This is a genomic window from Stenotrophomonas sp. YJH_SMC_94-11, from assembly GCF_059370435.1.
In genome coordinates, this window is sequence record NZ_JCAFTR010000006.1 from 1 (window position 1) to 22,005 (window position 22,005).

Annotated in this window: 17 protein-coding genes and 1 pseudogene; 14 read left to right on the forward strand and 4 right to left on the reverse strand. The window is 65.4% G+C overall.

Annotated features, from left to right (window positions below; translation table 11 throughout):
* Positions 1-675: 675 nt before the first annotated feature.
* The gene (locus tag AC5P74_RS11785) at positions 676-2,100 is read right to left on the reverse strand and encodes a DEAD/DEAH box helicase (protein ID WP_053497951.1); all 1,425 of its coding nucleotides are present in this window, start codon (positions 2,098-2,100) and stop codon (positions 676-678) included.
* Between the two features lie 598 nt (positions 2,101-2,698).
* Here AC5P74_RS11785 and AC5P74_RS11790 point away from each other — a divergent pair.
* On the forward strand, positions 2,699-3,688 hold the full coding sequence (locus tag AC5P74_RS11790; protein WP_005415155.1) for a fumarylacetoacetate hydrolase family protein: 990 nt from the start codon (positions 2,699-2,701) through the stop codon (positions 3,686-3,688).
* A gap of 14 nt (positions 3,689-3,702) precedes the next feature.
* Positions 3,703-4,371, forward strand: coding sequence for a maleylacetoacetate isomerase (gene maiA, locus AC5P74_RS11795; protein ID WP_053497949.1), 669 nt, complete (start codon positions 3,703-3,705; stop codon positions 4,369-4,371).
* Positions 4,372-4,416: 45 nt separating this feature from the next.
* On the opposite strand, the gene AC5P74_RS11800 is transcribed toward maiA, so the two are convergent.
* From AC5P74_RS11800 to AC5P74_RS11810, 3 genes are all read right to left on the reverse strand, one after another.
* Positions 4,417-5,877, reverse strand: a complete 1,461-nt coding sequence (locus tag AC5P74_RS11800) for a UdgX family uracil-DNA binding protein (protein WP_346607657.1) — start codon at positions 5,875-5,877, stop codon at positions 4,417-4,419.
* Complete coding sequence (locus AC5P74_RS11805; RefSeq protein ID WP_346607658.1) at positions 5,858-7,141, reverse strand: putative DNA modification/repair radical SAM protein; 1,284 nt, start codon at positions 7,139-7,141, stop codon at positions 5,858-5,860. Before AC5P74_RS11805 ends, AC5P74_RS11800 begins: the two co-directional genes overlap by 20 nt.
* Positions 7,142-7,269: 128 nt before the next feature.
* Positions 7,270-8,397 carry a PilT/PilU family type 4a pilus ATPase gene (locus AC5P74_RS11810; RefSeq protein WP_049416904.1) on the reverse strand — a complete coding sequence of 376 codons (1,128 nt, stop codon included), beginning with the start codon at positions 8,395-8,397 and terminating at the stop codon, positions 7,270-7,272.
* 121 nt (positions 8,398-8,518) lie between these two features.
* On the opposite strand from AC5P74_RS11810, the gene AC5P74_RS11815 reads away from it, so the two are divergent.
* The 12 genes and pseudogenes from AC5P74_RS11815 (at position 8,519) to AC5P74_RS11870 (ending at position 22,003) form a co-directional block, all read left to right on the forward strand.
* Positions 8,519-8,884, forward strand: a complete 366-nt coding sequence (locus tag AC5P74_RS11815; protein WP_005415160.1) for a DUF4398 domain-containing protein — start codon at positions 8,519-8,521, stop codon at positions 8,882-8,884.
* On the forward strand, positions 8,881-9,765 hold the full coding sequence (locus tag AC5P74_RS11820; RefSeq protein WP_080375071.1) for an OmpA family protein: 885 nt from the start codon (positions 8,881-8,883) through the stop codon (positions 9,763-9,765). Before AC5P74_RS11815 ends, AC5P74_RS11820 begins: the two co-directional genes overlap by 4 nt.
* Positions 9,766-10,089: 324 nt before the next feature.
* Positions 10,090-10,326 (forward strand): HP1242/YdcH family protein, encoded by a 237-nt coding sequence (locus AC5P74_RS11825; RefSeq protein WP_005407964.1) that lies wholly within the window; start codon positions 10,090-10,092, stop codon positions 10,324-10,326.
* Between the two features lie 300 nt (positions 10,327-10,626).
* Positions 10,627-11,997 carry a pyridoxal-phosphate dependent enzyme gene (locus AC5P74_RS11830; RefSeq protein ID WP_053497943.1) on the forward strand — a complete coding sequence of 457 codons (1,371 nt, stop codon included), beginning with the start codon at positions 10,627-10,629 and terminating at the stop codon, positions 11,995-11,997.
* Positions 11,998-12,120: 123 nt separating this feature from the next.
* A complete protein-coding gene (locus tag AC5P74_RS11835) occupies positions 12,121-13,305 on the forward strand; it encodes a cystathionine gamma-synthase (RefSeq protein WP_495204940.1) in 1,185 nt (394 codons plus the stop codon).
* Positions 13,306-13,308: 3 nt separating this feature from the next.
* Positions 13,309-14,091: an ABC transporter permease gene (locus tag AC5P74_RS11840; RefSeq protein ID WP_005415165.1), complete on the forward strand. Its 783-nt coding sequence runs from the start codon at positions 13,309-13,311 to the stop codon at positions 14,089-14,091.
* A complete protein-coding gene (locus AC5P74_RS11845) occupies positions 14,088-15,320 on the forward strand; it encodes an ABC transporter ATP-binding protein (protein WP_005415166.1) in 1,233 nt (410 codons plus the stop codon). The genes AC5P74_RS11840 and AC5P74_RS11845 overlap by 4 nt, the downstream gene beginning before the upstream one ends.
* Positions 15,301-15,615 (forward strand): annotated as a pseudogene (locus AC5P74_RS11850) (class I SAM-dependent methyltransferase); the annotation flags it as partial. The gene AC5P74_RS11845 and the pseudogene AC5P74_RS11850, both read left to right, overlap by 20 nt.
* Positions 15,616-16,548, forward strand: a complete 933-nt coding sequence (locus tag AC5P74_RS11855) for a wsae (RefSeq protein WP_495204966.1) — start codon at positions 15,616-15,618, stop codon at positions 16,546-16,548.
* 52 nt (positions 16,549-16,600) lie between these two features.
* A complete protein-coding gene (locus tag AC5P74_RS11860) occupies positions 16,601-18,433 on the forward strand; it encodes a glycosyltransferase family 2 protein (protein WP_372485292.1) in 1,833 nt (610 codons plus the stop codon).
* The gene (locus tag AC5P74_RS11865) at positions 18,430-19,683 is read left to right on the forward strand and encodes a rhamnosyltransferase WsaF family glycosyltransferase (RefSeq protein ID WP_457853211.1); all 1,254 of its coding nucleotides are present in this window, start codon (positions 18,430-18,432) and stop codon (positions 19,681-19,683) included. Before AC5P74_RS11860 ends, AC5P74_RS11865 begins: the two co-directional genes overlap by 4 nt.
* Before the next feature lie 22 nt (positions 19,684-19,705).
* Positions 19,706-22,003, forward strand: a complete 2,298-nt coding sequence (locus AC5P74_RS11870) for a hypothetical protein (RefSeq protein WP_495204941.1) — start codon at positions 19,706-19,708, stop codon at positions 22,001-22,003.
* Positions 22,004-22,005 lie beyond the last annotated feature (2 nt).

Genomic DNA, 22,005 nt, shown 5'->3' on the forward strand with positions numbered 1-22,005 from the left:
AGGCCCGAGCGACTCGGCCAACTCCACGGCTTGGTGCTTGAACTCATCGGTGTAGCTACGACGGGTGATACGGGACATAAGGGACCTCCAGGTGCGATCAAAGTATCGCTTCTTGGCGTCCGCTGACGGGGGGCCAGATCATTTGGCTCCGAGTCGTTGTTGCGCTTGGGAGGCAGGGGGCCTCAGCCAGGACACGCCGTGAACCCATCCATGGGGGCTCGATGGCGCCATCCTTGGCGCCAACGGTCCTGGCTGAGGCCCCCTGCCTCCCATGACAGTTTCCTGCGGGCGCGGACGCATCGAACCGCCAAGGCGAGAGCAAGGGCAAAAGCAAAGGCAAACGCAAAGGCAAAGCCAAGAATTGCGGCTTCGGCTTTTGACTTTGAATTTGATCTTTCTTCTCCCGGCTACCCGGCGGGAGAAGAAGGCGCGGGCAATGCTTGAAGCGGATGGGCGTGGGGCCAGCGCAAAACCGTGAGGCGCATGGATGCGCCGACCGAGCCCCCATGGATGGGTTTACGGCGTGTTTTGCGCTGGCCCCACGCCCATCCGCCCTCAGCGCAGCACACCGCCGGCTTCTACTCACGGTAGCCAGCAAAAAAAAAGGACGGCGCGTCAGCGCCGTCCCTCGATAGCCCCCCGCGCAGCGGGAAGCACCCTCCCTGGCAGCTGGGATCAGCCGGCGCGACTGCCGCCGCCGCCCTGGCCGCGGCCACGGCCACGGCCGCCACCATTACCACCACCGCCACGACGCTGGCCCTGACCGGCGCCTGCACCCGCACGCTGCTGGCCGTTGCCACCGCCCTCGCGACGGCCACCACCGGCCTTCTTCGGGCCGGCATGCGCATGGCGCGGTGCATCACCGTGCGGACGGCGTGCGTGGCTCTTGCGCGGTGCGCGCTCGCCGGTATCGTGCTCGGCCTTGCCCGGCGCACTGTTGCCCCAGCGGATCGGAACCTGCAGTTCGAAGCCCGGCACATCGCGGATGTCCATGTCGCGGCCCAGCAGGCGCACGATCGCGCGCAGCAGCTTCACTTCATCCTGCGCCACCAGCGAAATCGCCTGGCCGGTCGCGCCGTTGCGGCCGGTACGACCGATGCGGTGCACGTAGTCCTCGGCCACCATCGGCAGGTCGAAGTTGATCACCTTCGGCAGCTCGTTGATGTCGATGCCGCGCGCAGCGATGTCGGTGGCCACCAGCACGGTCACGCGGCCGGCCTTGAAGTCGCCCAGCGCACGCAGGCGCTGGCCCTGGCTCTTGTTGCCATGGATCGCCGCGGTCTTGATGCCTGACTTTTCCAGGAACGTGGCCAGCTTGTCGCTGCCGTGCTTGGTGCGTGCGAACACCAGGGTCTGCTCGCGGCTGTCCTGCGCCAGCAGGTGCAGCAGCAGGTCGCGCTTGCGGCCGGCATCGACCGGATGCACGCGATGGGTGATGGTTTCGGCCACGGTGTTCTTCGGCGTCACCTGGATCTGTTCCGGGTTGCGCATGAACTCCAGCGCCAGCTGGCGGATGTTGTCCTCGAAGGTGGCCGAGAACAGCAGGGTCTGGCGGTTCTGCTTCGGCAGCTTGGCCAGGATGCGCTTGATCGACGGCAGGAAGCCCATGTCGAGCATGCGGTCGGCTTCGTCCAGCACCAGCAGTTCAATGCCGGACAGGTCGACACTGCGACGTTCCAGATGGTCGATCAGGCGGCCCGGGCAGGCCACCAGCAGGTCCACGCCACGGCGCAGGATGTCCAGCTGGTTGCCCATGCCGACACCGCCGTAGATGCAGGCGCTGGGAATGCGCAGGTACTTGCTGTAGCCGCGCAGGCTGTCATGCACCTGGGTAGCCAGTTCGCGGGTCGGGGCCAGGATCAGCGCACGCGGCTTGCGCGGGCCGGCACGCACCTCCTGCGAGGCGGTGCCCAGGTGCTGCAGCAACGGCAGGCCGAACGCAGCAGTCTTGCCGGTACCGGTCTGTGCGCCGGCCAGCAGGTCGCGACCGGCCAGCGCCAGCGGGATCGCCTGCTGCTGGATCGGGGTCGGGGTTTCGTAGCCCTGCTCGGCAAGCGCACGCAGCAGGAAGGGCGCCAGGCCCAGCGATTCAAAAGACATTGAGATTGCTCCAGGTACAAGAAACGCCTGTCCGAGCGGACAGACGGGGGCAGATCAAAGTGATCGGCTGACTCGGAGCGTTCCCGTGAACCGCGCTGCGAGAAGTTGGGTGCAGCCGGCACGAAGCGCAGGCTGGAATGCGTGACGAACGGCGTCGGAGTGGGGGCGGGCGAAGAGGGCGGACCCTGGTCGCCGGCGATCCCGGAGGGAAACGGACGGCCGCTGCAGACCTGCCTAGTCTAACCGATGGCTGAGACCTCGCGCAAAAAGCCCCGTTCAGGTAAGGGGTTCTCTCTGCAGGGCTGCGCCCTGTACCCGCAGAGGCCAAAGCGACGTCAACGTCAAAAGCGGGTTTCCTGAGGGATGGCGGGGTGGGTCCGGTGGCGTCCCCGCAAACCCACAGTGCCTCGCCATTCCACGGAATGTCCGCTGTTGCTGTTGCATCGGCTGTTGCCTTGGCTTGAAGCAGGTGCAGGGCTGCAAGCCCTGCCGAACCCCCTCCTGCGGTAGGGTGGGCCGATGCCGCGCTGCAGCTTGGCGCCGCCGCAGATTTGATTACACTTGAAACTTGTTTGCCCACGACTCCGGACACCCACCCATGAAGCTTGGTTCTTTGAAGGAAGGCGGCCGCGACGGCACCCTGATCGTCGTCTCGCGTGACCTGCGCCACGGCGTGCGCGCCACCGGCATCGCCGCCACCCTGCAGCAGGCCCTGGAGGACTGGAGCCACATCGCACCGCGCCTGAACGCCCTGTACGAATCGCTCAACGCTGGCGACGCCGATGGCGTGTTCGACCTCGATCCGCAGGCGCTGGCCGCACCGATGCCGCGTGCCTATGAGTTCGTCGATGGCAGCGCCTACCTGCCGCACGTCGAGCGCGTGCGCCGCGCCCGCGGTGCCGAGGTGCCGGAGAGCTTCTATACCGACCCGCTGATGTACCAGGCCACCAGCGCAGGCTTCTACGGCCCGCGCGATGCAGTCAAGGTGGTCAGCGAGGACTACGGCATCGACCTGGAAGCGGAGATCGTGGTGATCACCGACGACGTGCCGATGGCGGCCACCCCGGAACAGGCCGCCAGCCACATCCAGCTGGTCGGCCTGGTCAACGATGTCTCGCTGCGCAACCTGATCCCGGGGGAGCTGGCCAAGGGCTTCGGCTTCCTGCAGTCCAAGCCGCGTTCGGCGCTGTCGCCGGTGTTCGTCACCCCCGATGAGCTGGGCGCTGCGTGGCAGGACAGCAAGGTGCACCTGCCGTTGCTGACCCACATCAACGGCCAGTGGTTCGGTGCGCCGGAGGCGGGCGTGGACATGCAGTTCAACTTCGCCCAGCTGGTCGCGCATGCGGCCAAGACCCGCCCGCTGGGTGCCGGCACCATTGTCGGCTCGGGCACCATCGCCAACGAAGACACCAGCAAGGGTGCCTCGTGCTTCGCCGAGCAGCGCGTGGTCGAGACCCTGCGTGACGGCAAGCCGAGCACGCCGTTCATGTCCTTCGGCGACGTGGTCCGCATCGAGATGCTCGATGCTGCCGGCAACAGCATCTTCGGTGCGATCGAGCAGCGCATCGAACAGGCGGCCAAGCCCTGAGCATGGAGGCGGCGATGGAGATCCCGGTCGACGACGGCATCGTGCTGTACACCTACTGGCGATCCAGCGCCGCCTACCGCGTGCGCATCGGCCTGGAGCTGAAGGGCCTGGCCTGGGAGGCGCGGCCGGTGCATCTGGTGCGCGACGGTGGCGAGCAGCACCATGAGGCTTATCGCGCGCTCAATCCGCAGCAGCTGGTGCCGACCCTGCTGCATGATGGGCACACGCTGACCCAGTCGCTGGCGATCATCGAGTACCTGGAAGAGCGCTTCCCACAGGTGCCGCTGCTGCCGGCCGACGCTGCGGGCCGCGCACGGGTGCGGGCGCTGGCGCAGCTTGTGGCCTGCGATATCCATCCGATCAACAACCTGCGGGTGATGCAGTACCTGGAACGCGACCTGCAGCTGCCTGCCGACACCCGCACGCAGTGGACCCTGCACTGGATCGCCGAAGGCTTTGACGCGATGGAAGCGATGCTGGCCAACAGCCGCGACACCGGCACCTTCTGCCACGGCGACCGCCCTGGCCTGGCCGACATCTGCTTGTTGCCGCAGCTGTACAACGCCCACCGTTTCGGCCTGGACCTGGCACCGTACCCGACCCTGCGCCGCATCGAAGCGGCCTGCCAGGCGCTGGACGCCTTCGACCGCGCACGCCCGGAAAACCAGCCCGACGCCGCCTGAAAGCAGAGGGGGCGGAACGGATCACGTCGTAAGTGCATTTACGACTTAATCCCCTCCGTCCCCTTTCTGTTGCAATCGGGCCAGGTCATCGCGGAACAACCGGTAGGCCTCCTCGCGGCGGGCATCGTCGGTCTGTCGCAGCACCCATGCCGGGTGCACCGTGGCGTAGCCGCGCGTGCCGTCCTCGAGGGTGTGCCAGCGCCCGCGGTCACGCGAGAGGTCGAAATCATGGCCGAACACCGAGGCTGCCGCTGTCGCGCCAAGGCACACGATCACCTGGGGCCGCACGCGCGCGATCTCACCCATCAGCCAGGGCCGGCAGGCCTGGATGTGACGGCTCTCCGGCCGCTTGTGCAGCCGCACCTTGCCGCGCCGCTCGTGATGGAAGTGCTTCACCGCGTTGGTGAGGTACAGCGTGGCGCGATCGATCCCCAGTTCCGCCAATGCGCGGTCCAGCACCTGGCCGGCAGGTCCTGCAAATGGCTGCCCACGCAGATCTTCGGTGTCACCGGGTTGCTCTCCGACCAGCATCACCCCGGCCCCTGCCGGCCCCTGTCCGAACACGGTCTGCGTGGCCTGCTCCCACAACGGGCACTGGCGGCAGGCGCTGGCCTGTCCGCGCAGATTGTCCAGGCTGCTGGCTTCGGCTGCCGGTGCCGGAGGGTTCGCTCGCAGCGGAATCCTGCGTTGCGGTGCCTGCGCGGGACGGTCATGCATTTCCTGCACGCGGTCGGCGGCGTCGCGTACCAGGCGAGGCAGCAATCGGGCTTCAGGCAGGTGGCGCCAGTACTTGGCCGGCATCTCCTGCATCATCATCCGCGTGTTGAGCCGGGCCGGATTGAAAATGCTGGCGTAATAGGTCTGCCACAGCGACTCGCGTGCATCCTCGGCCGGGGCATCCTCGCGTCGTGCACCGGGGCCGAAGGCAAGCGCCTGCCCATCCCAGGAGGCACTGCGCGAAGGCGTGAGGATGGCCCAGCGCATGCCGGTGAAGCGGCGCGCGAAGAACGGCGCGACCCGGTCGACGATGTGGTGCTGTGGCTCGAACCAGGCGATGAACGCATCAGGCTGGCCAGGCACTTCGCGGAAGCGCACGAATGCCTTCATCTTGTGCGTGTCGCGGCGGACCGCCTGGGCCATGGCCATCGCCCTCAGTACGTCGGCATCGGCAGGGTTTGACAGCACCGAGCGTTCGCCATGGGCGATGCGCCACAGCAACCGGTACAGGAGGGCCATGCGTTGTCCGTCGCGATGGCACAGGCAGGTGTCCGCCAGCTCCAGGAAGTCGCGCGGTACCGTCGGTGCGCCAGCGTCGGCCTGTGCGGGCGCCGAGGTGACCGCTGGCGCGTCCAGCAGTGATGCGTCGCTGCCCTCGAGCCAGTCCAGCTGCTCCGGCGCGACGCCGCGCAGCAGGGCTTCGCGTGCACCGCCGCGCCAGGCCTCCAGCGACCATGGCGGATCCACCCGCAGCGACCAGCGCTGCGCGTCAGGCTGCGGACGGGGCATCGAACAGCGAACCCTGTCGCGGCGGCGGGGCCAGCTGCGCGCGCAGCGCCGCCGGATCGTCCAGTGCTTTGCGCGGGTGATGGTCGGCCAGCAGCACGAACGGCAGCAGCTTGCTCATCGGTGCCTTCAGGCGTGCGATGTCGGCCACGCGCAGCCGCCCGTGACGGCGTGCCATCAGCACGCGCTTGACGTTGCGCACGCCAAGGCCGGGCACGCGCAGCAGCATCTCCTTCGGTGCCCGGTTCAGATCGACCGGAAAGCGCTCGGGATGGCGGATTGCCCAGGCCATCTTCGGGTCGATATCCAGATCGAGCATGCCGTCCTGGGTGGTATCGGTAATCTCATCCACGCCGTACCCGTAGAAGCGCAGCAGCCAGTCAGCCTGGTAAAGGCGATGTTCGCGCTGCAACGGTGGCGGCTGCAGTGGCAGCTGCCGGCTGGCGTCCGGAATCGGGCTGAACGCGGAGTAGTAGACCCGACGCATGCGGTAGTTGCCGTACAGGCTGTCGGCGCTGGCCAGGATCTGCTGGTCGTTTGCCCCGTCCGCGCCGACGATCATCTGGGTGCTCTGCCCGGCCGGTGCGAAACGGGGAAGGCGCGGGCGAGTGCTGCGGCTGGCCGTCGGTGCCACCGCTGCGGGGGCCTTGCGAGCTTCCTTGGCTTCCTCGATGCGCCAGCGCAGTTCCCCCATCGCGCCACGGATGGAATGAACCGTCTTCTCCGGCGCCAAGGCGCTCAGGCCGGCTTCGGTGGGCAGTTCCACGTTGATGGACAGGCGGTCGGCATAGCGCCCGGCACTGGCCAGCAGTTCCGGCGAGGCCTCGGGAATGGTCTTGAGGTGGATGTAGCCGGCGTAGCGGTGTTCTTCGCGCAGTTGCCGGGCGACTTCCACCATCTGTTCCATGGTGTAGTCCGCATTGCGGATGATGCCACTGGACAGGAACAGGCCCTCGATGTAGTTGCGCTTGTAGAAGTCCAGGGTGAGCGTGACCACCTCATCCACGCTGAAACGTGCACGGGGCACGTTGCTGGAAACCCGGTTCACGCAATAGGCGCAGTCGTAGACGCAGAAGTTGGTCAGCAGGATCTTCAGCAACGAAACACAGCGGCCATCGGGCGTGTAGCTGTGGCAGATGCCCATGCCCTCGGTGCTGCCGATACCGCCGCTGGCGCGCGAATCGCGCTTGCCCGAGCCGCTGGAGGCGCAGGAGGCATCGTACTTGGCGGCATCAGCCAGAATGGCCAGCTTGCGGATGGTTTCCATTGAGGAAACCTACGGATGAGGGGTCTCATTGGATGAGACCGCCCCTGAATTCTTCAGAAAAAGGGGACGGGGGATCAAGTCGCAAGTGCACAAACGACTTAATCCCCTCCGTCCCCTTTTTCGTGGGATCAGAAGCCGTGGGTGATGCTGGGTGCGCCTGCCGAGAAATCGGCGTACGGGTCGTGCTCGCCGCTACTGCCTTCGGACAGGCGGAACTTCAGGGCCAGGCCATCGCGCGAGTCGGCCGCGCGCAGCGCTTCCTCCTGCTCGATGGTACCGGCCTTGGCCAGCCGGAACAGGCACTGGTCGAAGCTCTCCATGCCTTCTTCCAGCGAGGCTTCCATCGCCGCCTTGATCTCGTGCACCTGGCCGCGGCGCAGCAGGTCGCGGATCATCGGCGTGTTGATCAGTACCTCGGTGGCTGGCAGGCGACGGCCCTCCTTGTTCTTCACCAGGCGCTGGCTGATCACCGCACGCAGGTTCAGCGCCAGGTTCATCAGCACGTTCTTGTGCGCGCTTTCCGGGAAGAAGTTGAGGATGCGCTCGATGGTCTGGTCGGCGTTGTTGGAGTGCAGGGTGGCCAGGCACAGGTGGCCGGTCTCGGCGAAGGCGATCGCCGCCTCCATCGTTTCCGCATCCAGGATCTCGCCGATCAGGATCACGTCCGGCGCTTCACGCATCGCGTTCTTCAGCGCGTTGTGGAAGGCGTGGGTGTCCAGGCCGACCTCGCGCTGGTTGACGATCGACATCTTGTGCTTGTGCAGGTACTCGATCGGATCCTCGATGGTGAGGATGTGACCGGTGGTGGTGCTGTTGCGGTGGTCGATCATCGACGCCAGCGAGGTGGACTTGCCGGAACCGGTGGACCCCACCACCAGCACCAGCCCGCGCGGGGTCATGATGACGTCCTTCAGCACCTGCGGCAGGTTCAGCTCCTCGATGCTCGGGATGCGGCTGCGGATGGCGCGGATGACCATGCCGACCTCGCCCCGCTGCTTGAACACGTTGACGCGGAAGCGCCCGGCATCGGGCAGGGCGATGGCCATGTTGAGCTCCAGCTCGCGCTCGAACTGCGGCACCTGGCCCTCGTCCATCAGCGAGTAGGCGATCTTCTTGACCATGCCCGGCGGCAGGCCGGTGTTGCCCAGCGGATAGAGCTTCCCTTCGATCTTGATGTAGACCGGTGCCCCGGTGGTCAGAAACATGTCCGAAGCGTTCTTTTCGGTCATCAGCTTCAGGAAGTAGCCGATATCCATTGCGAATTTTCCCCAACGAAACGGCCGACGCCCGTTGCCAGCACGGTGTCGGCTTGACGACAATGGCCGTGAACCGACAACCGGTACGGCCTCCCCAATGAAACGACTTAGCTTCGCACGAATGCGCCATGGCCTGTATGTGATGGCGTTTGCATTCGCACTGTCTGCCCCCGCCTGGGCGCAGGACGCTGCCCTGGAACTGGCGCAGGCCCGGCAGGCGGTCGACAAGGCCACCCAGGCCGATGCCGACCAGTACGCCCCGGACCTGATCGGGCTGGCCCGGCAGGGGCTGGAGCAGGCCCAGCGCGCCGCCGGCGACCGCCGCGAGCGCAAGAACGCCCCGGCGATGGCCCTGCGCGCCGCCGCCGATGCCGACCTGGCCCGCGTCCGCAGTGAGGAAGCCACCGTCACCGCGCAGCTGCAGCTGCGCCGCAACGAGGTCAACCAGCTGCAGCGCCAGCTGTCGACCGGGGAGGACCGCCGGTGAAGCCGATGACCGCCGCAACCCTGGCCGCGCTGCTGGCGCTGCCGACCTTGGCCACGGCCGCCGACAACCCGATGGTGGCGCAGCTGAGCCAGCGCCTGATGGCCATCCAGGCCAACCCCGATACCGCTGAGCTGGGCGCCTTCGAGCGCATGCAGGCGCAGCAGGCCATCGCCACTCTGGACAAGGCCAAGCGTCGCGACCAGGAGCTGGCCACGTACCTGGCCGAGCGCCGGGTGGAGATTGCCGAGACCGCCGTGCGCACCGCGCTGGCCGCGCGCGAGGTCGACCGCCTGGAGCGTACCCGCAGCGACCTGCTGATCGAGGCCAGCCGCCGCGATGCCGCCCGCGCTCGCCAGGAAGCCGAGCAGCTGCGCATGCAGGCGCAGATGCAGGCCGAGGAGGCCGAACGCCTGCGCCAGGCGGCCGAGGCCGAGACCCTGGCCCGCCAGGACGCCGAGAATGCCCTGACCAGCGTGGCCGGCAAGCAGCAGCAGCGTCTGAGCGCTGCCCAGCAGAACGCTGCCAGGCTGGCCCGGGAGGAAGCCGAGCTGGTGTCCGGGCAGAAGCTGCCCGGTTCGAAGTTCGACGCTCGCGGTGAGGTCTTCACCTTCGGTGGTGACGCGTTCGCCGCAGGCGCCTCCAGCCTGTCGGGGGGCGCCCGCAACCAGGCCAAGGCCCTGGCCGAGTACCTGAACATCGGCAAGAAGGGGCGCCTGCGCATCGAGGCCTACGACAGCGCCAACGGCGTGGGCCAGAAGCGTGCCGAAGCGCTGCGCGACGCCCTGGTCGCGGGTGGTGTCGCCAGCAACCGGATCCAGGTCAGCGGCAAGAAGGCTGCGTCCACCCGGGCGCGCTCGGCCGAGGTCATCATCGCGCCGTAATGCATTGATATTGTTTGTTTTTCGTTGCGATGAGCATTCAGCCTGAACCCCGCCCCGGCGGGGTTCGGTCTTTTTGACGCAGGGGCCTTGTACCCCGCCTTGAGCAGGCGTAGGGTCAATCGTCCGGGACGCAATGCCGCGGACCGGACGATGGGAGGGCCGGGCCGATGCAAGCAGGGCGCGAACCGCAGCAGATCGACGTGCGCAGGCCAGTGCCGCAGGTCGTTGCAGGCGTCCAGGTGGCCATCGGCCGGCACTCCTCCATGAACAACGCCCCGTGCTTTGCGGCCGGGGCGTTCGTGTATCTGTCGAAGGAGGTCCATCATGTTTGAAGATCAGCCCCAGAGCGAGATCGACGCACGTCGCGCGCGTGATCCGGAGTTCAGGGCACTCCATGACCAGCACCGCAAGTTGAACAAGAAGTGCATGGACGCGGAGCTGGGTGTACTCCCGATCGATGATGTCACCCTGGGTCGCATGAAGCGCGAGAAGCTGCTGGCCAAGCAACGACTTCTGCGAATGTACGAAACACCGCTCCCAACGACGTCCCCCACGCTTTGACGCACCCCGTCACGCCCGGAACGGCGTGACCCGGCCATCGATGGCCCGGCCGGGCGCTCCTGCCCCGGCATCGCGGCACCGCCGATGAGGCGGCCGCGCCAAGGCACCACAGGCGGTGGTGCCTTGGCCTGCAGGCACAACTCACCGATGCGGGCGGTACCGGTCTCCTCGTCGACCCGGGGCCGTCCGCATCCCTCTACGGGACGGCGGGCGGCATGCCCGCGCCGACCTGACATTCAGCGCCATCCGTCGGATAATCATCGGTCCGGCCCTGCGTGGCGCGAATCGAAAGTCCTCCGAATGCCCATCCATTCTTCCGTCCTCGAACTCATCGGCCAGACCCCGATCGTCAAGGCCCAGCGCCTGGACACCGGCGTCTGCGAGCTTTACCTGAAGCTCGAGAGCGCCAACCCGGGCGGTTCGATCAAGGATCGCATCGGCCTGTCGATGATCGAGGCAGCGGAGCAGCGGGGTGACCTGAAGCCGGGGGCGACCCTGGTCGAGGGTACCGCTGGCAATACCGGCCTGGGCCTGGCACTGGTGGCCCAGCAGAAGGGCTACAAGCTGATCCTGGTCGTTCCCGACAAGATGAGCCGCGAAAAGATCTTCAACCTGAAGGCGATGGGCGCCGAAGTGCGCCTGACCCGTTCGGACGTCGCCAAGGGCCACCCGGAGTACTACCAGGACCTGGCCAAGACCATCGCCGAGCAGACCCCGGGCGCCTACTTCATCAACCAGTTCGGCAACCCGGACAACCCGGCCGCGCATGAGTTCGGCACCGGCCCGGAGATCCTCGAGCAGATGGGCGGTGACCTCGACGCCATCGTGTTCGGCTGCGGCAGCTCCGGCACCATGACCGGCCTGTCGCGTGCGTTCGCCAGGCTGTCGCCCAAGACCGAGCTGGTGCTGGCCGATCCGGTCGGCTCGATCCTGGCCGAGTACATCAACGACGGCGTGCTCAACGACAAGTCGGGCAGCTGGCTGGTGGAGGGCATCGGCGAGGACTTCCTGCCCTCGATCTCCGACTTCAGCCGCGTCAAGAAGGCCTATGCCATCAGCGACGCCGAGAGCTTCCACACCGCGCGCGAGCTGCTGGGCAAGGAAGGCATCCTCGGCGGTTCGTCCACCGGCACCCTGCTGGCCGCGGCACTGAAGTATTGCAAGGAGCAGACCACGCCGAAGAAGGTGCTGGTGCTGGTCTGCGATACCGGCAACAAGTACCTGTCGAAGATGTACAACGACTACTGGATGCTGGACAACGGCTTCCTGGAGCGCCCGCAGCACGGTGACCTGCGCGACCTGATCCTGCGTCCGTACGGCCAGCGCGACACGGTGGTGATCGGTCCGAACGACCTGTTGACCACCGCCTACCAGCGCATGAAGCTGTATGACGTGTCGCAGCTGCCGGTGATGGACGGTGAGCAGCTGGTCGGCATCGTCGATGAAAGCGACGTGCTGCTGCATGTCTATGGTGACGAAGCGCGCTTCCGCGACACCGTGTCCACCGCGATGGTCAGCAAGCTGGACCGGCTGGACGTGAAGTCGCCGATCGAGGCCCTGCTGCCGGTGTTCGACCGCGGGCAGGTGGCGATCGTGATGGACGGTGACGCCTTCCTCGGCTTGATCACCCGCATCGACCTGCTGAACTATCTGCGCCGTCGCGTGCAGTAAACCGCTGATCGCTGCCGTTCACCGCTGAATTCCGGTTTATTCGCGTCAAAGCTCGTTAAGGCTGCGCTGATAGACTCCCGATCCTTTGACGGCGCCGCACGTCGGCGCCATTCAGGAAACGACATGTCCAACTCCTCTTCGCCCGACCGCGCGCTGGCCCTGGCCACGCTGGCCATCCACGGCGGCCAGTCGCCCGATCCCAGCACCGGCGCGGTGATGCCGCCGATCTACGCCACCTCGACCTATGCCCAGTCCAGCCCGGGCGAGCATCAGGGCTTTGAGTACTCGCGTACCCACAACCCGACGCGCTTTGCCTATGAGCGCTGCGTGGCCTCGCTGGAAGGCGGCACCCGTGGCTTCGCCTTCGCCTCGGGCATGGCGGCCAGCTCGACGGTGATCGAGCTGCTGGACGCCGGCAGCCACGTGGTGGCGATGGACGACATCTACGGCGGCAGCTTCCGCCTGTTCGAGCGCGTGCGCCGCCGTACCGCCGGGCTGGACTTCAGCTTCGTCGACCTGACCGATCTGGCGGCCTTTGAAGCCTCGATCACGCCGAAGACGAAGATGGTCTGGATTGAAACCCCGACCAACCCGATGCTGAAGATCGTGGACATCGCCGCGGTCGCTGCCATCGCCAAGCGCCATGGCCTGATCGTGGTGGTGGACAACACCTTCGCCTCGCCGATGCTGCAGCGCCCGCTGGAACTGGGCGCGGACCTGGTCCTGCATTCGGCCACCAAGTACCTCAACGGCCATTCGGACATGGTCGGTGGCATGGTCGTGGTCGGTGACAACGCCGAACTGGCCGAACAGATGGCGTTCCTGCAGAACTCGGTGGGTGGCGTGCAGGGCCCGTTCGACAGCTTCCTCGCCCTGCGTGGCCTGAAGACCCTGCCGCTGCGCATGAAGGCACACTGCGCCAACGCGCTGGCGCTGGCCCAATGGCTGGAAAAGCATCCGGCGGTGGAGAAGGTGATCTACCCGGGCCTGGCCTCGCACCCGCAGCATGAACTGGCCGGCAAGCAGATGGCCGGCTACGGCGGCATCGTCTCGATCGTGCTCAAGGGCGGGTTCGAGGCGGCCAAGCGCTTCTGCGAGAAGACCGAGCTGTTCACCCTGGCCGAGTCGCTGGGCGGCGTGGAAAGCCTGGTCAACCATCCGGCGGTAATGACGCATGCCTCGATCCCGGTGGCGCGTCGGGAGCAGCTGGGGATCAGTGATGCACTGGTGCGGCTGAGCGTGGGGGTGGAAGAGCTGGGTGATTTGCAGGTGGATCTGGAAAATGCGCTGTCGGCAGGGAATAGCTGATCCATGCAGAAGCACGCCAATCTCCTGTTCCTGTTCCGCCAGCTGCTGGGGCGTGAGTTGGCAGCGCGGTACCGCACCACCACATTGGGTGTTCTCTGGCTGGTTCTGCAACCGTTGCTGATGTTGTGTGTCTATACGCTGGTGTTCAGTGGCGTATTCAAGGCGCGATGGGCGGGTGCCGAATCCACCGGCGACTTCGCGCTGATGCTGTTTGCGGGCCTGGTACCGTTCACGCTGCTGTCGGAAGTGCTGATCACGGCCCCTGGGATCATCGCAGGGCAACCCAACTTCGTGAAGAAGGTGGTCTTTCCCCTGCCGGTGCTGTCGATGGTGAAGGTGGCCGCAGCGCTGACGACCGCCGGCATCGGCCTGACTATCCTGCTGGTCGCGCAGACCTGGCAGTCGGGGCTGCCGTCGGCGTGGGCGCTCGCCTCGCCACTGATCCTGCTTGAAATGACGCCCATGCTGCTTGCGATAGCCTGGTCGCTGTCGGCGCTCGGGGTCTATCTGCGCGACATCGGACAGTTTGTCGGCATCCTCAGCAGCGTGCTGTTGTTCCTCAGTCCTATCTTCTTCCCGGCGCATGCGATGCCAGAGGCGGCCAGGGGGTTGGTATATTTCAACCCGCTGGTCACGCCCATCGAACAACTGCGTGCGGTGACTGTCCAGAACTCGGCGCCTGATATGGCGACACTGCTGCCGCACTTCCTGCTTTCCGTGGTGGCGGCGATGCTGGCCTACGCGCTCTTCCGTCGCCTCTCGCGCGGCTTCTCGGACGTCCTATGAACAACCCGCAGACCACCACGTTGCAGGCCACGCCTGACGCGGCCATCGAAGTGCTGGACGTGACCAAGGACTATCCGGTCTATGCCAACCCGCGCGACCGCTTGTTGTCGCTGCTGAAGCCATCCGGTGATCGGGCCAGCCGTACTTTCCGAGCGCTGGATGGGATCACCTTGGTCGTGCCCAAGGGAGAAACGGTCGGCATCATCGGTCGCAACGGCGCCGGCAAGTCGACTTTGCTGCAGATCCTGTGCGGCACGGTGCGTCCGACGTCGGGCTCGGTCAGTATCCGCGGGCGCTTCGCCGCGCTGCTCGAGCTGGGGGCGGGTTTCAATCCGGATTTCTCCGGCCGCGACAACGTGTACCTGAGTGCGTCGCTGCTGGGACTGAGCCGCAAAGAGGTGGACGACAAGCTTCAGTCGATCATCGACTTCGCGGATATCGGCGATTTCTTCGACCGGCCGGTCAAGACCTATTCCAGCGGCATGTATGTGCGCCTGGCGTTCTCGGTGGCCATCCACACCGAACCGGATGTGCTGATCATCGATGAAGCGTTGTCGGTGGGTGACATCCGCTTCCAGATGAAATGCCTTGCACGCATCGAACAGATCCGTGCACGGGGCGCCACCATCCTGTTTGTGTCGCATTCGCTCGAACAGGTCAAACGTTTTTGCCAGACCGCGTTGTGGCTGGAAGGCGGCAAGGTCAAGCTGCATGGCGAAGCCAGCTTCGTCGCCGACCGCTTCCGCGACTATGAACTGGGCAAGGACCTTGCTGTGGCAGAGGGCGCGGAAGTCCGCCAGGCACCAGCCCCGGGCAGCATCCCGGCCCACCTTGAAACGGTTGCACTGAGTACCGACATGCTCGCGCCCTTCGAGCCGTTGACGGTGGACATCAGCTATACCGTTGGCGATGAAGTGGTCGATGGCTTGTTGCTGGGGGTCGCGATCAAGGGCATGGATGGCCTGCACATCTTTGGTCCCAATACCTATCTTGAGCGGGTGGTGATTCCCACCTCGCGGGGGTCTCATCGCGTCAGCTATTGCATTCCATCGATGACCCTGCTGACCGGCAGCTACCGCGTTGACGTGGGACTGTTCACTGACAAGGGCCTGGTCTGCCTGGACTATCTGTCCGAAGCCAGCGTCTTCACCGTGGCCGCACCCTACTTCAGTGAGGGCGTGGTCTATATCCCGCATGAGTGGAAGGTCCATGACCCCGACGCTTCTTGAAATTCCCTTTGACCATTACCAGCGCTACGGTGCGGCGACGCACCTGTTGCAAGCGCTGGATCTGCCTGCGCCGCGGGTGCTGGAAGTAGGGGCCAACCGTCAGCGCCTGCTCGGGCAGTTCCTGCCACAGGCGACGTTCCTGTACACCGATCTGCATGCCGAAGGGGACGAGAAGGACTTCGTTGTGGCAGACGCCACTGCGCTGCCTTTCCCGGAGCAGGGCTTCGACGCGGTGGTTTCGCTGGACGTGCTTGAGCATATTCCCGCTCCTCTGCGTGCCAAGGCCGCTACCGAAATGGCGCGTGTCGCCGGCCGTGCGGTCATTGTCGGCTTCCCGCCGGACCAGCCTTGGGTGCGCGATGCGGAACTGGATGCGAATGGCCGCTGGCATGAGCTGTTCGGCGAGGACTACGTCTGGCTGCAGGAGCACAAGGAGTTCGGCCTGGTCGACACCGCCGAAATCGTTGCCGCATTTGAAAGCGCTGGCATGACGGTGCTGCGCTTCGGCCAGGGCAATGCCGCATTGTGGTCCAGCCTGATGGGCGCTCATTTCATCAAGGTGAAGTTCCCCGAGCTGGAACCATTGGTTAGCGCCGCCGACCGTCTCTACAACAGTCGGGTGTTCGCCGGCGACCACAGTGACCAACCTTATCGCGAGTACTGCGTGGCGGTGCGACTGCAGAGCGATGCCACGCGCCTCCAGGCCAATCCGCCGTTCCGTTCCGAACTCGACGTGGAAGCGACTGCGCTGCTGACCGGGCTTGCGGGCGGGTTGCGTGACCTCGCTGTGCGTACTGCCAATTCCGAGAGGGAATGGGAGTCCACGGCGCGGCTGCTGGATGCCTACGTCACCGATCTTGCTGTGGCCAAGCGCGAGTGGGGTGCCACCGCCGCCTATGCGCAGCAGCTGCAGCAGAGCAAGGATGAGGCGAGCGCCAACTGGATCGCGCAGCATGCGGAATGGCAGCAACGGGAGCAGGAGCTCAAGGCGCATATTGCCAATGAGCAGCAGCAGGCGCAGCGCGCCCAGGCGCGCATTGGCGAACTGGTGGAGGCCGCAGAGATCGCCCGTCTGCGGGCACTGGATGTGGAACGTGAGCTCCAGCAGCGCCTGCAGCAGCGCACGGCGGACTACCAGCGCTCGCGCCGCAAGTGGAAGGCCGCAATGGTGGGGTTGGCGCTGGGGTGCCTCGTCATTGGCGCGCTGGTGGGTTGGGGCGTGTCTTGATGCGATGGGGCAACCGAAAAGTGATCGTACTGAATCAACGAGGTAATGCCTGATGTCCAAGATGGGTAATCTGCTTCGCGGAATCTATTGGAGCATTCGTCGCGCGCAGGGACAGGGTGTTTCTGTCGGCACCATCCTCTCTGCTCTGGCCCGTGCTGCCAGCAGGGGCCCCAAGCATCTGGCCCGGGCGATTCTCGCGTATGCCAATGGATCGCACACACAAGCAGCGACCACGCCTCCGGACGTTTACACCGAATGGCTGCGCCAGCAGGCGCCGGCCACGGTTCCGGCCGACGCCGGCCTGATCAGCATTGTGATGCCGGTCTGCAACACGCCGGAGGTGTTCCTGCGCGAGGCCGTGGCCAGCGTCGAAGCACAGACCTACTCGAACTGGGAGCTGTGCATCCACGATGACGCGTCCGATCAACCGCACGTGGCACGCGTGCTGGAAGAACTGGCGCGGCGGTTGCCGAACCTGCGTGTTTCACGCTCAAGCGAACGGCAGGGCATTGCGGCCACGACCAACGCTGCGGTAGCACTGGCCAAGGGGCGCTGGATCACCTTCCTCGACCATGATGACCTGCTGGAGCCGGATGCACTGGCTGCGGTGGTCGCGTGCCATGTGGCCACATCGGCAAGTGTCGTCTATACCGACCATGATGTGCTGGGCGAAGACGGCCGCCTTCGCCATCCGTACTTCAAGCCCGACTGGAATCTGGACCTGTTCCTGTCGCAGATGTATCTGGGACACCTGGTCAGTTTCGACACCGCGCTGGTCCATCAGCTGGGTGGGCTGCGAAGTGACTGTGACGGCTCGCAGGACTACGATCTGGTGCTTCGCTGTGCGGCAGCTGGCGCCACCATCGCGCATGTTCCCAAGGTGCTCTACCACTGGCGCGCGCACGCCGGTTCCACCGCGGCCAATGCCGGCTCCAAGCCCTATGCGCACCACGCCGGTCGCCGCGCGCTGCTGCAGCATGTGCAGGCAATCCATCCCGGGGCGCAGGTGGACGATGGCGAACAGCTGTTCTGCTATGACGTTCGCTATCCGTATGCGGACAAGGGGCCCTTGGCCAGCATCGTCATCCCGACCCGCGATGGCTTGGACCTGTTGCGTACCTGTGTGGAATCGCTGTACGCGAAGACGAACTACCGCGCCTTCGAGATCATCGTTGTCGACAATGGTTCAACCCAGGATGAGACCCTGCAGTGGCTGGAAGCGATGTCCCGCCGTGACAGCTTCCGGGTGATCCGCGCAGACGTACCGTTCAATTGGTCGGCACTGAACAATCTGGCTGCCCGCGAGGCGCGTGGCGAGGTTCTGGTCTTCCTCAACAACGATACCGAGATCATCGACGGACAGTGGCTGCAGCGGCTTGCCGAAAATGCGCTGCGACCGGACGTGGGCGTGTGCGGTCCGTTGCTGTTGTACGGCGACCGCACCATCCAGCATGCCGGTGTTGTGATCGGCATGGGTGGCTGGGCCGACCACGTCTTCAAGGGCGAGGCGCCCGTGCACAACCAGAATCTGTTTGTGTCGCCGGTATTGCAGCGCCAGGTGCTGGCCGTGACGGGGGCCTGCATGGTGGTGGCGCGTGACACGTTCGAGTCGCTGGGCGGGTTCGATGAATCCTTCATTGTCTGCGGCAGCGATGTGGAGCTGTGCCTGCGTGCGCATGCACGCGGCCTTGCCACCGTTTACGTCGCACGCGCGGTGATGATCCATCACGAGTCCAAGACGCGTGATCCGCGTGCGATCCCCGAGAGCGACTTCGTGCGCTCGGCCGAAGCGTATTCGCCGTATCGCGAAGAAGGTGATCCGTTCTTCAGCCCGAACCTGGACTACATGGCTTCGTCGCCCCGTCTGCGCGGGAGCGTGCAATGAGTCGCCTGGGTAACCTGTTGCGGCGCGTCGCCGCGCGGCTGGATGCAAGCGCTCCCGGCGCGCCCACGCCCAGTACCAACGTCGCTGAGATCACCCCGTGCACGCCCAGGCATGATGCCTGGGAAGGCAAGCGGCTGAATCTGGTGCTGCCGTCGATCAATAAGCAACATTACTTCGGCGGCATCCACACGGCCGTGCTGATCTATCGTGAGCTGTGCCGGCATTTCCCCGCATCGCGGATCGTGCTGGTCGACAGTTCACCGGATGAAGAAGCACTTTCGCGCTTCTCCGACCATACGCTGGTCCCGGCAGACCAGACCTCCAGTGCGATGCGCCAGATCGTACCGTTCAGCGATCGCTATCAGAAGACCCTGCCGGTTGCCGGCGAGGACATCTGGGTGGCAACCGCCTGGTGGACCGCATACGCGGCCCAGCGGATGTTGCAATGGCAGGGCAGCAATGGCGGCGTTGACCGCCCGATGGTCTACCTGATCCAGGATTTCGAGCCAGGATTCTATCCATGGTCCAGCCAGTACGCATTGGCTTTGAGTACCTACCGCTGCGATCGTGACATCGGAATTTTCAATACGGGCCTGCTTGCCGACTTCTTTGAACAGCACGATCTGCGCTACGCGCAGCGCTCGGTGTTCGAGCCGGTGCTGCATGACGGCCTTCGGCCGGCCCTGCAACAGGTCCGCAATGCGCCGGCGGCGCGTGATCGCCGCATCGTGGTCTATGCGCGCCCTGGTACGCCGCGAAATGCGTTCGAGTTGATCTGTGAAGGATTGCGCCTGTGGGGATGGAAGGACGCACGTGCAGCACAGTGGGAGGTCGCCGCGCCCGGCGAGCTGCAGTCCGACCTGGACCTGGGACCGTTCAGTCTGAAGGCACTGGGCAAGTTGAACATCGATGCCTACGCTGAGCTCTTGTCCACTTCGGCCTTGGGACTGTCCTTGATGGTGTCGCCACATCCCAGCTATCCACCGCTGGAGATGGCCGCGTTCGGAATGGGCGTGGTCACCAATCGCTATGACAACAAGCGCCTGGACGAGACGACAGAGAACATCGTCTCGCTGGAATCGATGACTCCGGAGGCGATCTGTGCGGCATTGATGGCCCAGGTCGATGCATGCGAACGGAGGCAGATGATGCCGGGTTCGATTGCGTGCCTGGAACATCCGCTGCTGCGCGCGGGGAGTTTCGACAGGATCGCCGAAGATGTAATGGACGCCTTGCGCCTTGAGGCGTGAGGTTGAAGATGGAATCTTGATTGTGAATGATGCCCCTGTGTGGCCGGTGCGCGGCCAGACTCTGCGCGCCTACCTGTTGCCGGTCGTGATCCTGGCCCTGCTCGCCGTGCCGTTTGTGCACAGTGGTGAGCAGGCGCAGTTCCTGCTGCTGCTTGCCGTCGGTTTTGCCGGCATGGCGGGGCTGGGCGAGCTGGTCGCCCGGATGTTCCGGCTGGATGCGGTGCTGCAGTCGCCGGCGATCTTCGTGCGCGTGTTGCTGGGCCAGACAGGCTTGGTGGTGCTCTGGCTGCTGCTGGCACCGTTGACCTGGGTTTGGGGGCGGGCATTGGGCCTGCCTCTTGGTCTTTCCCTGATGTGCCTGGCCGTGGTCGCAGCTTCCGTCACCGTCATGTGGCGGAAGCCGTGCGCGCCGGAGGCACGCCAGGCGCACCGCCTCGGCGGCCCGGCATGGCTGCTGCTCGCTCTGTTGGCTGCGCTGGTGCTGCTCAAGGCGGCGACGCACTACTCCCTGCGCGCCGGTGCCCTGGGCCTGGATACGCATCAGCACATTGCATTCGCCCTGGATCTGTTCAATGCGGGCTATCCGAAGCTGACTGCAGGCCATACAGACTGGCTGGAAAAGTACCCGAAAATGCTGCACCTGTTCGCAGCACTGTGGGCCTGGCCGGGGCTGGGTGCGCACATTGGCCCGTTCCTGAAGATCCAGCCGGTGCTGCAGGCGACACTGGCCGTGTTCGCGTTCGTGGAAGTGATCTTCCTGTGGATGCGGGCGCGGGCGCTGTCCCACCCTGCGCAGGGCATGTGGTCGGCCCTGCTTGCGGTGGTTCTGGGCTACGCCATCCTGCGCGGCACGATGTTCCTGTACCCGGTGGACGATCTCAACAGCACCGGGCGGCTGGCGGCCTTCTCGACTCTGTTGTTGCCGGTCCTGTGCGCGATGTTCGCCTGGCTCGAGCCTGCACGTTCGCTTCGTTCGTGGTTGCTGGCCTGGCTGAGCCTGCCGCTGGCCGGGGCCATGGCGGCCAAGCTCAACCCATCGCTGGCGATTGGCTTTGTCAGTTTCAGTGTGCCGGCCTGGCTGCTGCTGATGGCCCCGTTGTGGTGGCGTGCCCGGGCGATGCGCGGCAAGGTTGCCGTTCCGTTGCTGGGCATGGTCGGCGGCGGCCTGCTCGGCGGCCTGTTGCTGGTCACCGATCCCTACTACCTGCAACTGATGGCAGAAGCGCTGCCACCGGTACGCCAGTTCGTGGAACAGACACTGGGGCTGCACATGCTGGCCACCCCGGCCGAACTCAGCCGCACCTCTGATGCGTTCCTCGAGCACATCATGGAGGTACTGCGCTGGGAGCTGTGGTATGGGCCCCAACCCGGCTTCGGCATGCAGTATCTGCCCGAGTCGCAGCAGTTGATGGGGCAGCGGCTGTTGCCGGTGACGCGTCTGCTGATTGCGATCACCTCCGTGCTTGCGGTGGCCATGCTGACCATCGCGCCCGAAGCGATCCGGCGCCGCCGCGCGTTCTCGATGCTGCTGGCTGCCCAGATCGCGTTGATCATTGCCGTGGCCGTGGCGCTTCGCGTGTCGAACATCACCACGCTTGCATTGGGGCACGAAACGCTTGAAGCCAGCCTGCTGAGCACGTACACGCAGCGCTACATCGGCCTGCTGAGCATGTACGCGGTGCTCCTGCACTGGTCCCTGCTGCTGGCGACGCTGGTGATGACTGCAGATGCGCTGCTGCAGTGGCGCTACCCGGCGTTGCCAGCGCGGCGCTGGGTTCGCGTGCCGGTAAACGTGCTTGTGGGTGGCGTGGCGGTGGCGCTGGTCGCCGCCTTCGTCCTGGTGGATATCAAGGGAGTAACCCCGTCTGATCAGGGCTGGACGTTCCCGATCACCGAGGCGGATGTGCGTGCGTTCCGGCGCGCGGAGAGCCAACTGCCAGATGACGCGGTCGTGTTGGCGCCTGCCTATGCGATCGTGCTTAACGGACGCGAGGACTGGGTGCTGCCGTCGATGTATGTCACTCCCTATCTGCCGTTCGCCCAGCGTGATTACCTGTTCAACGTCAGGCTGGGTTCGGGCTACGGCTACTTCGCCAGGGACCTGCGTTCAATGTTCTGCCGTTCGCAGGCGGAGCAGACCCGTGCGATGCTCCGTCGAGCCGGAGTCACCCACCTGCTGGCACACCGCTTGCCGGGACAGAGTGATGCGCGGGTCATGGATGGGCAGTACTGTCTGACCGGTTACCGGCAACTGGGCGCCAGCGAAGAGCCGGTAGCCGTGGGCCCGGACGGGCTGGTGTTCTACCGGTTGGATCCGTGAGG

What these genes read in the sequence shown, in the direction of transcription:
- AC5P74_RS11785 (WP_053497951.1), bottom strand. Translation starts at nt 2,100, where the DNA reads ATGTCTTTTGAATCGCTGGGCCTGGCGCCCTTCCTGCTGCGTGCGCTT.
- AC5P74_RS11790 (WP_005415155.1), top strand. Translation starts at nt 2,699, where the DNA reads ATGAAGCTTGGTTCTTTGAAGGAAGGCGGCCGCGACGGCACCCTGATC.
- maiA (WP_053497949.1), top strand. Translation starts at nt 3,703, where the DNA reads ATGGAGATCCCGGTCGACGACGGCATCGTGCTGTACACCTACTGGCGA.
- AC5P74_RS11800 (WP_346607657.1), bottom strand. Translation starts at nt 5,877, where the DNA reads ATGCCCCGTCCGCAGCCTGACGCGCAGCGCTGGTCGCTGCGGGTGGAT.
- AC5P74_RS11805 (WP_346607658.1), bottom strand. Translation starts at nt 7,141, where the DNA reads ATGGAAACCATCCGCAAGCTGGCCATTCTGGCTGATGCCGCCAAGTAC.
- AC5P74_RS11810 (WP_049416904.1), bottom strand. Translation starts at nt 8,397, where the DNA reads ATGGATATCGGCTACTTCCTGAAGCTGATGACCGAAAAGAACGCTTCG.
- AC5P74_RS11815 (WP_005415160.1), top strand. Translation starts at nt 8,519, where the DNA reads ATGCGCCATGGCCTGTATGTGATGGCGTTTGCATTCGCACTGTCTGCC.
- AC5P74_RS11825 (WP_005407964.1), top strand. Translation starts at nt 10,090, where the DNA reads ATGTTTGAAGATCAGCCCCAGAGCGAGATCGACGCACGTCGCGCGCGT.
- AC5P74_RS11830 (WP_053497943.1), top strand. Translation starts at nt 10,627, where the DNA reads ATGCCCATCCATTCTTCCGTCCTCGAACTCATCGGCCAGACCCCGATC.
- AC5P74_RS11835 (WP_495204940.1), top strand. Translation starts at nt 12,121, where the DNA reads ATGTCCAACTCCTCTTCGCCCGACCGCGCGCTGGCCCTGGCCACGCTG.
- AC5P74_RS11840 (WP_005415165.1), top strand. Translation starts at nt 13,309, where the DNA reads ATGCAGAAGCACGCCAATCTCCTGTTCCTGTTCCGCCAGCTGCTGGGG.
- AC5P74_RS11845 (WP_005415166.1), top strand. Translation starts at nt 14,088, where the DNA reads ATGAACAACCCGCAGACCACCACGTTGCAGGCCACGCCTGACGCGGCC.
- AC5P74_RS11855 (WP_495204966.1), top strand. Translation starts at nt 15,616, where the DNA reads ATGGCGCGTGTCGCCGGCCGTGCGGTCATTGTCGGCTTCCCGCCGGAC.
- AC5P74_RS11860 (WP_372485292.1), top strand. Translation starts at nt 16,601, where the DNA reads ATGTCCAAGATGGGTAATCTGCTTCGCGGAATCTATTGGAGCATTCGT.
- AC5P74_RS11865 (WP_457853211.1), top strand. Translation starts at nt 18,430, where the DNA reads ATGAGTCGCCTGGGTAACCTGTTGCGGCGCGTCGCCGCGCGGCTGGAT.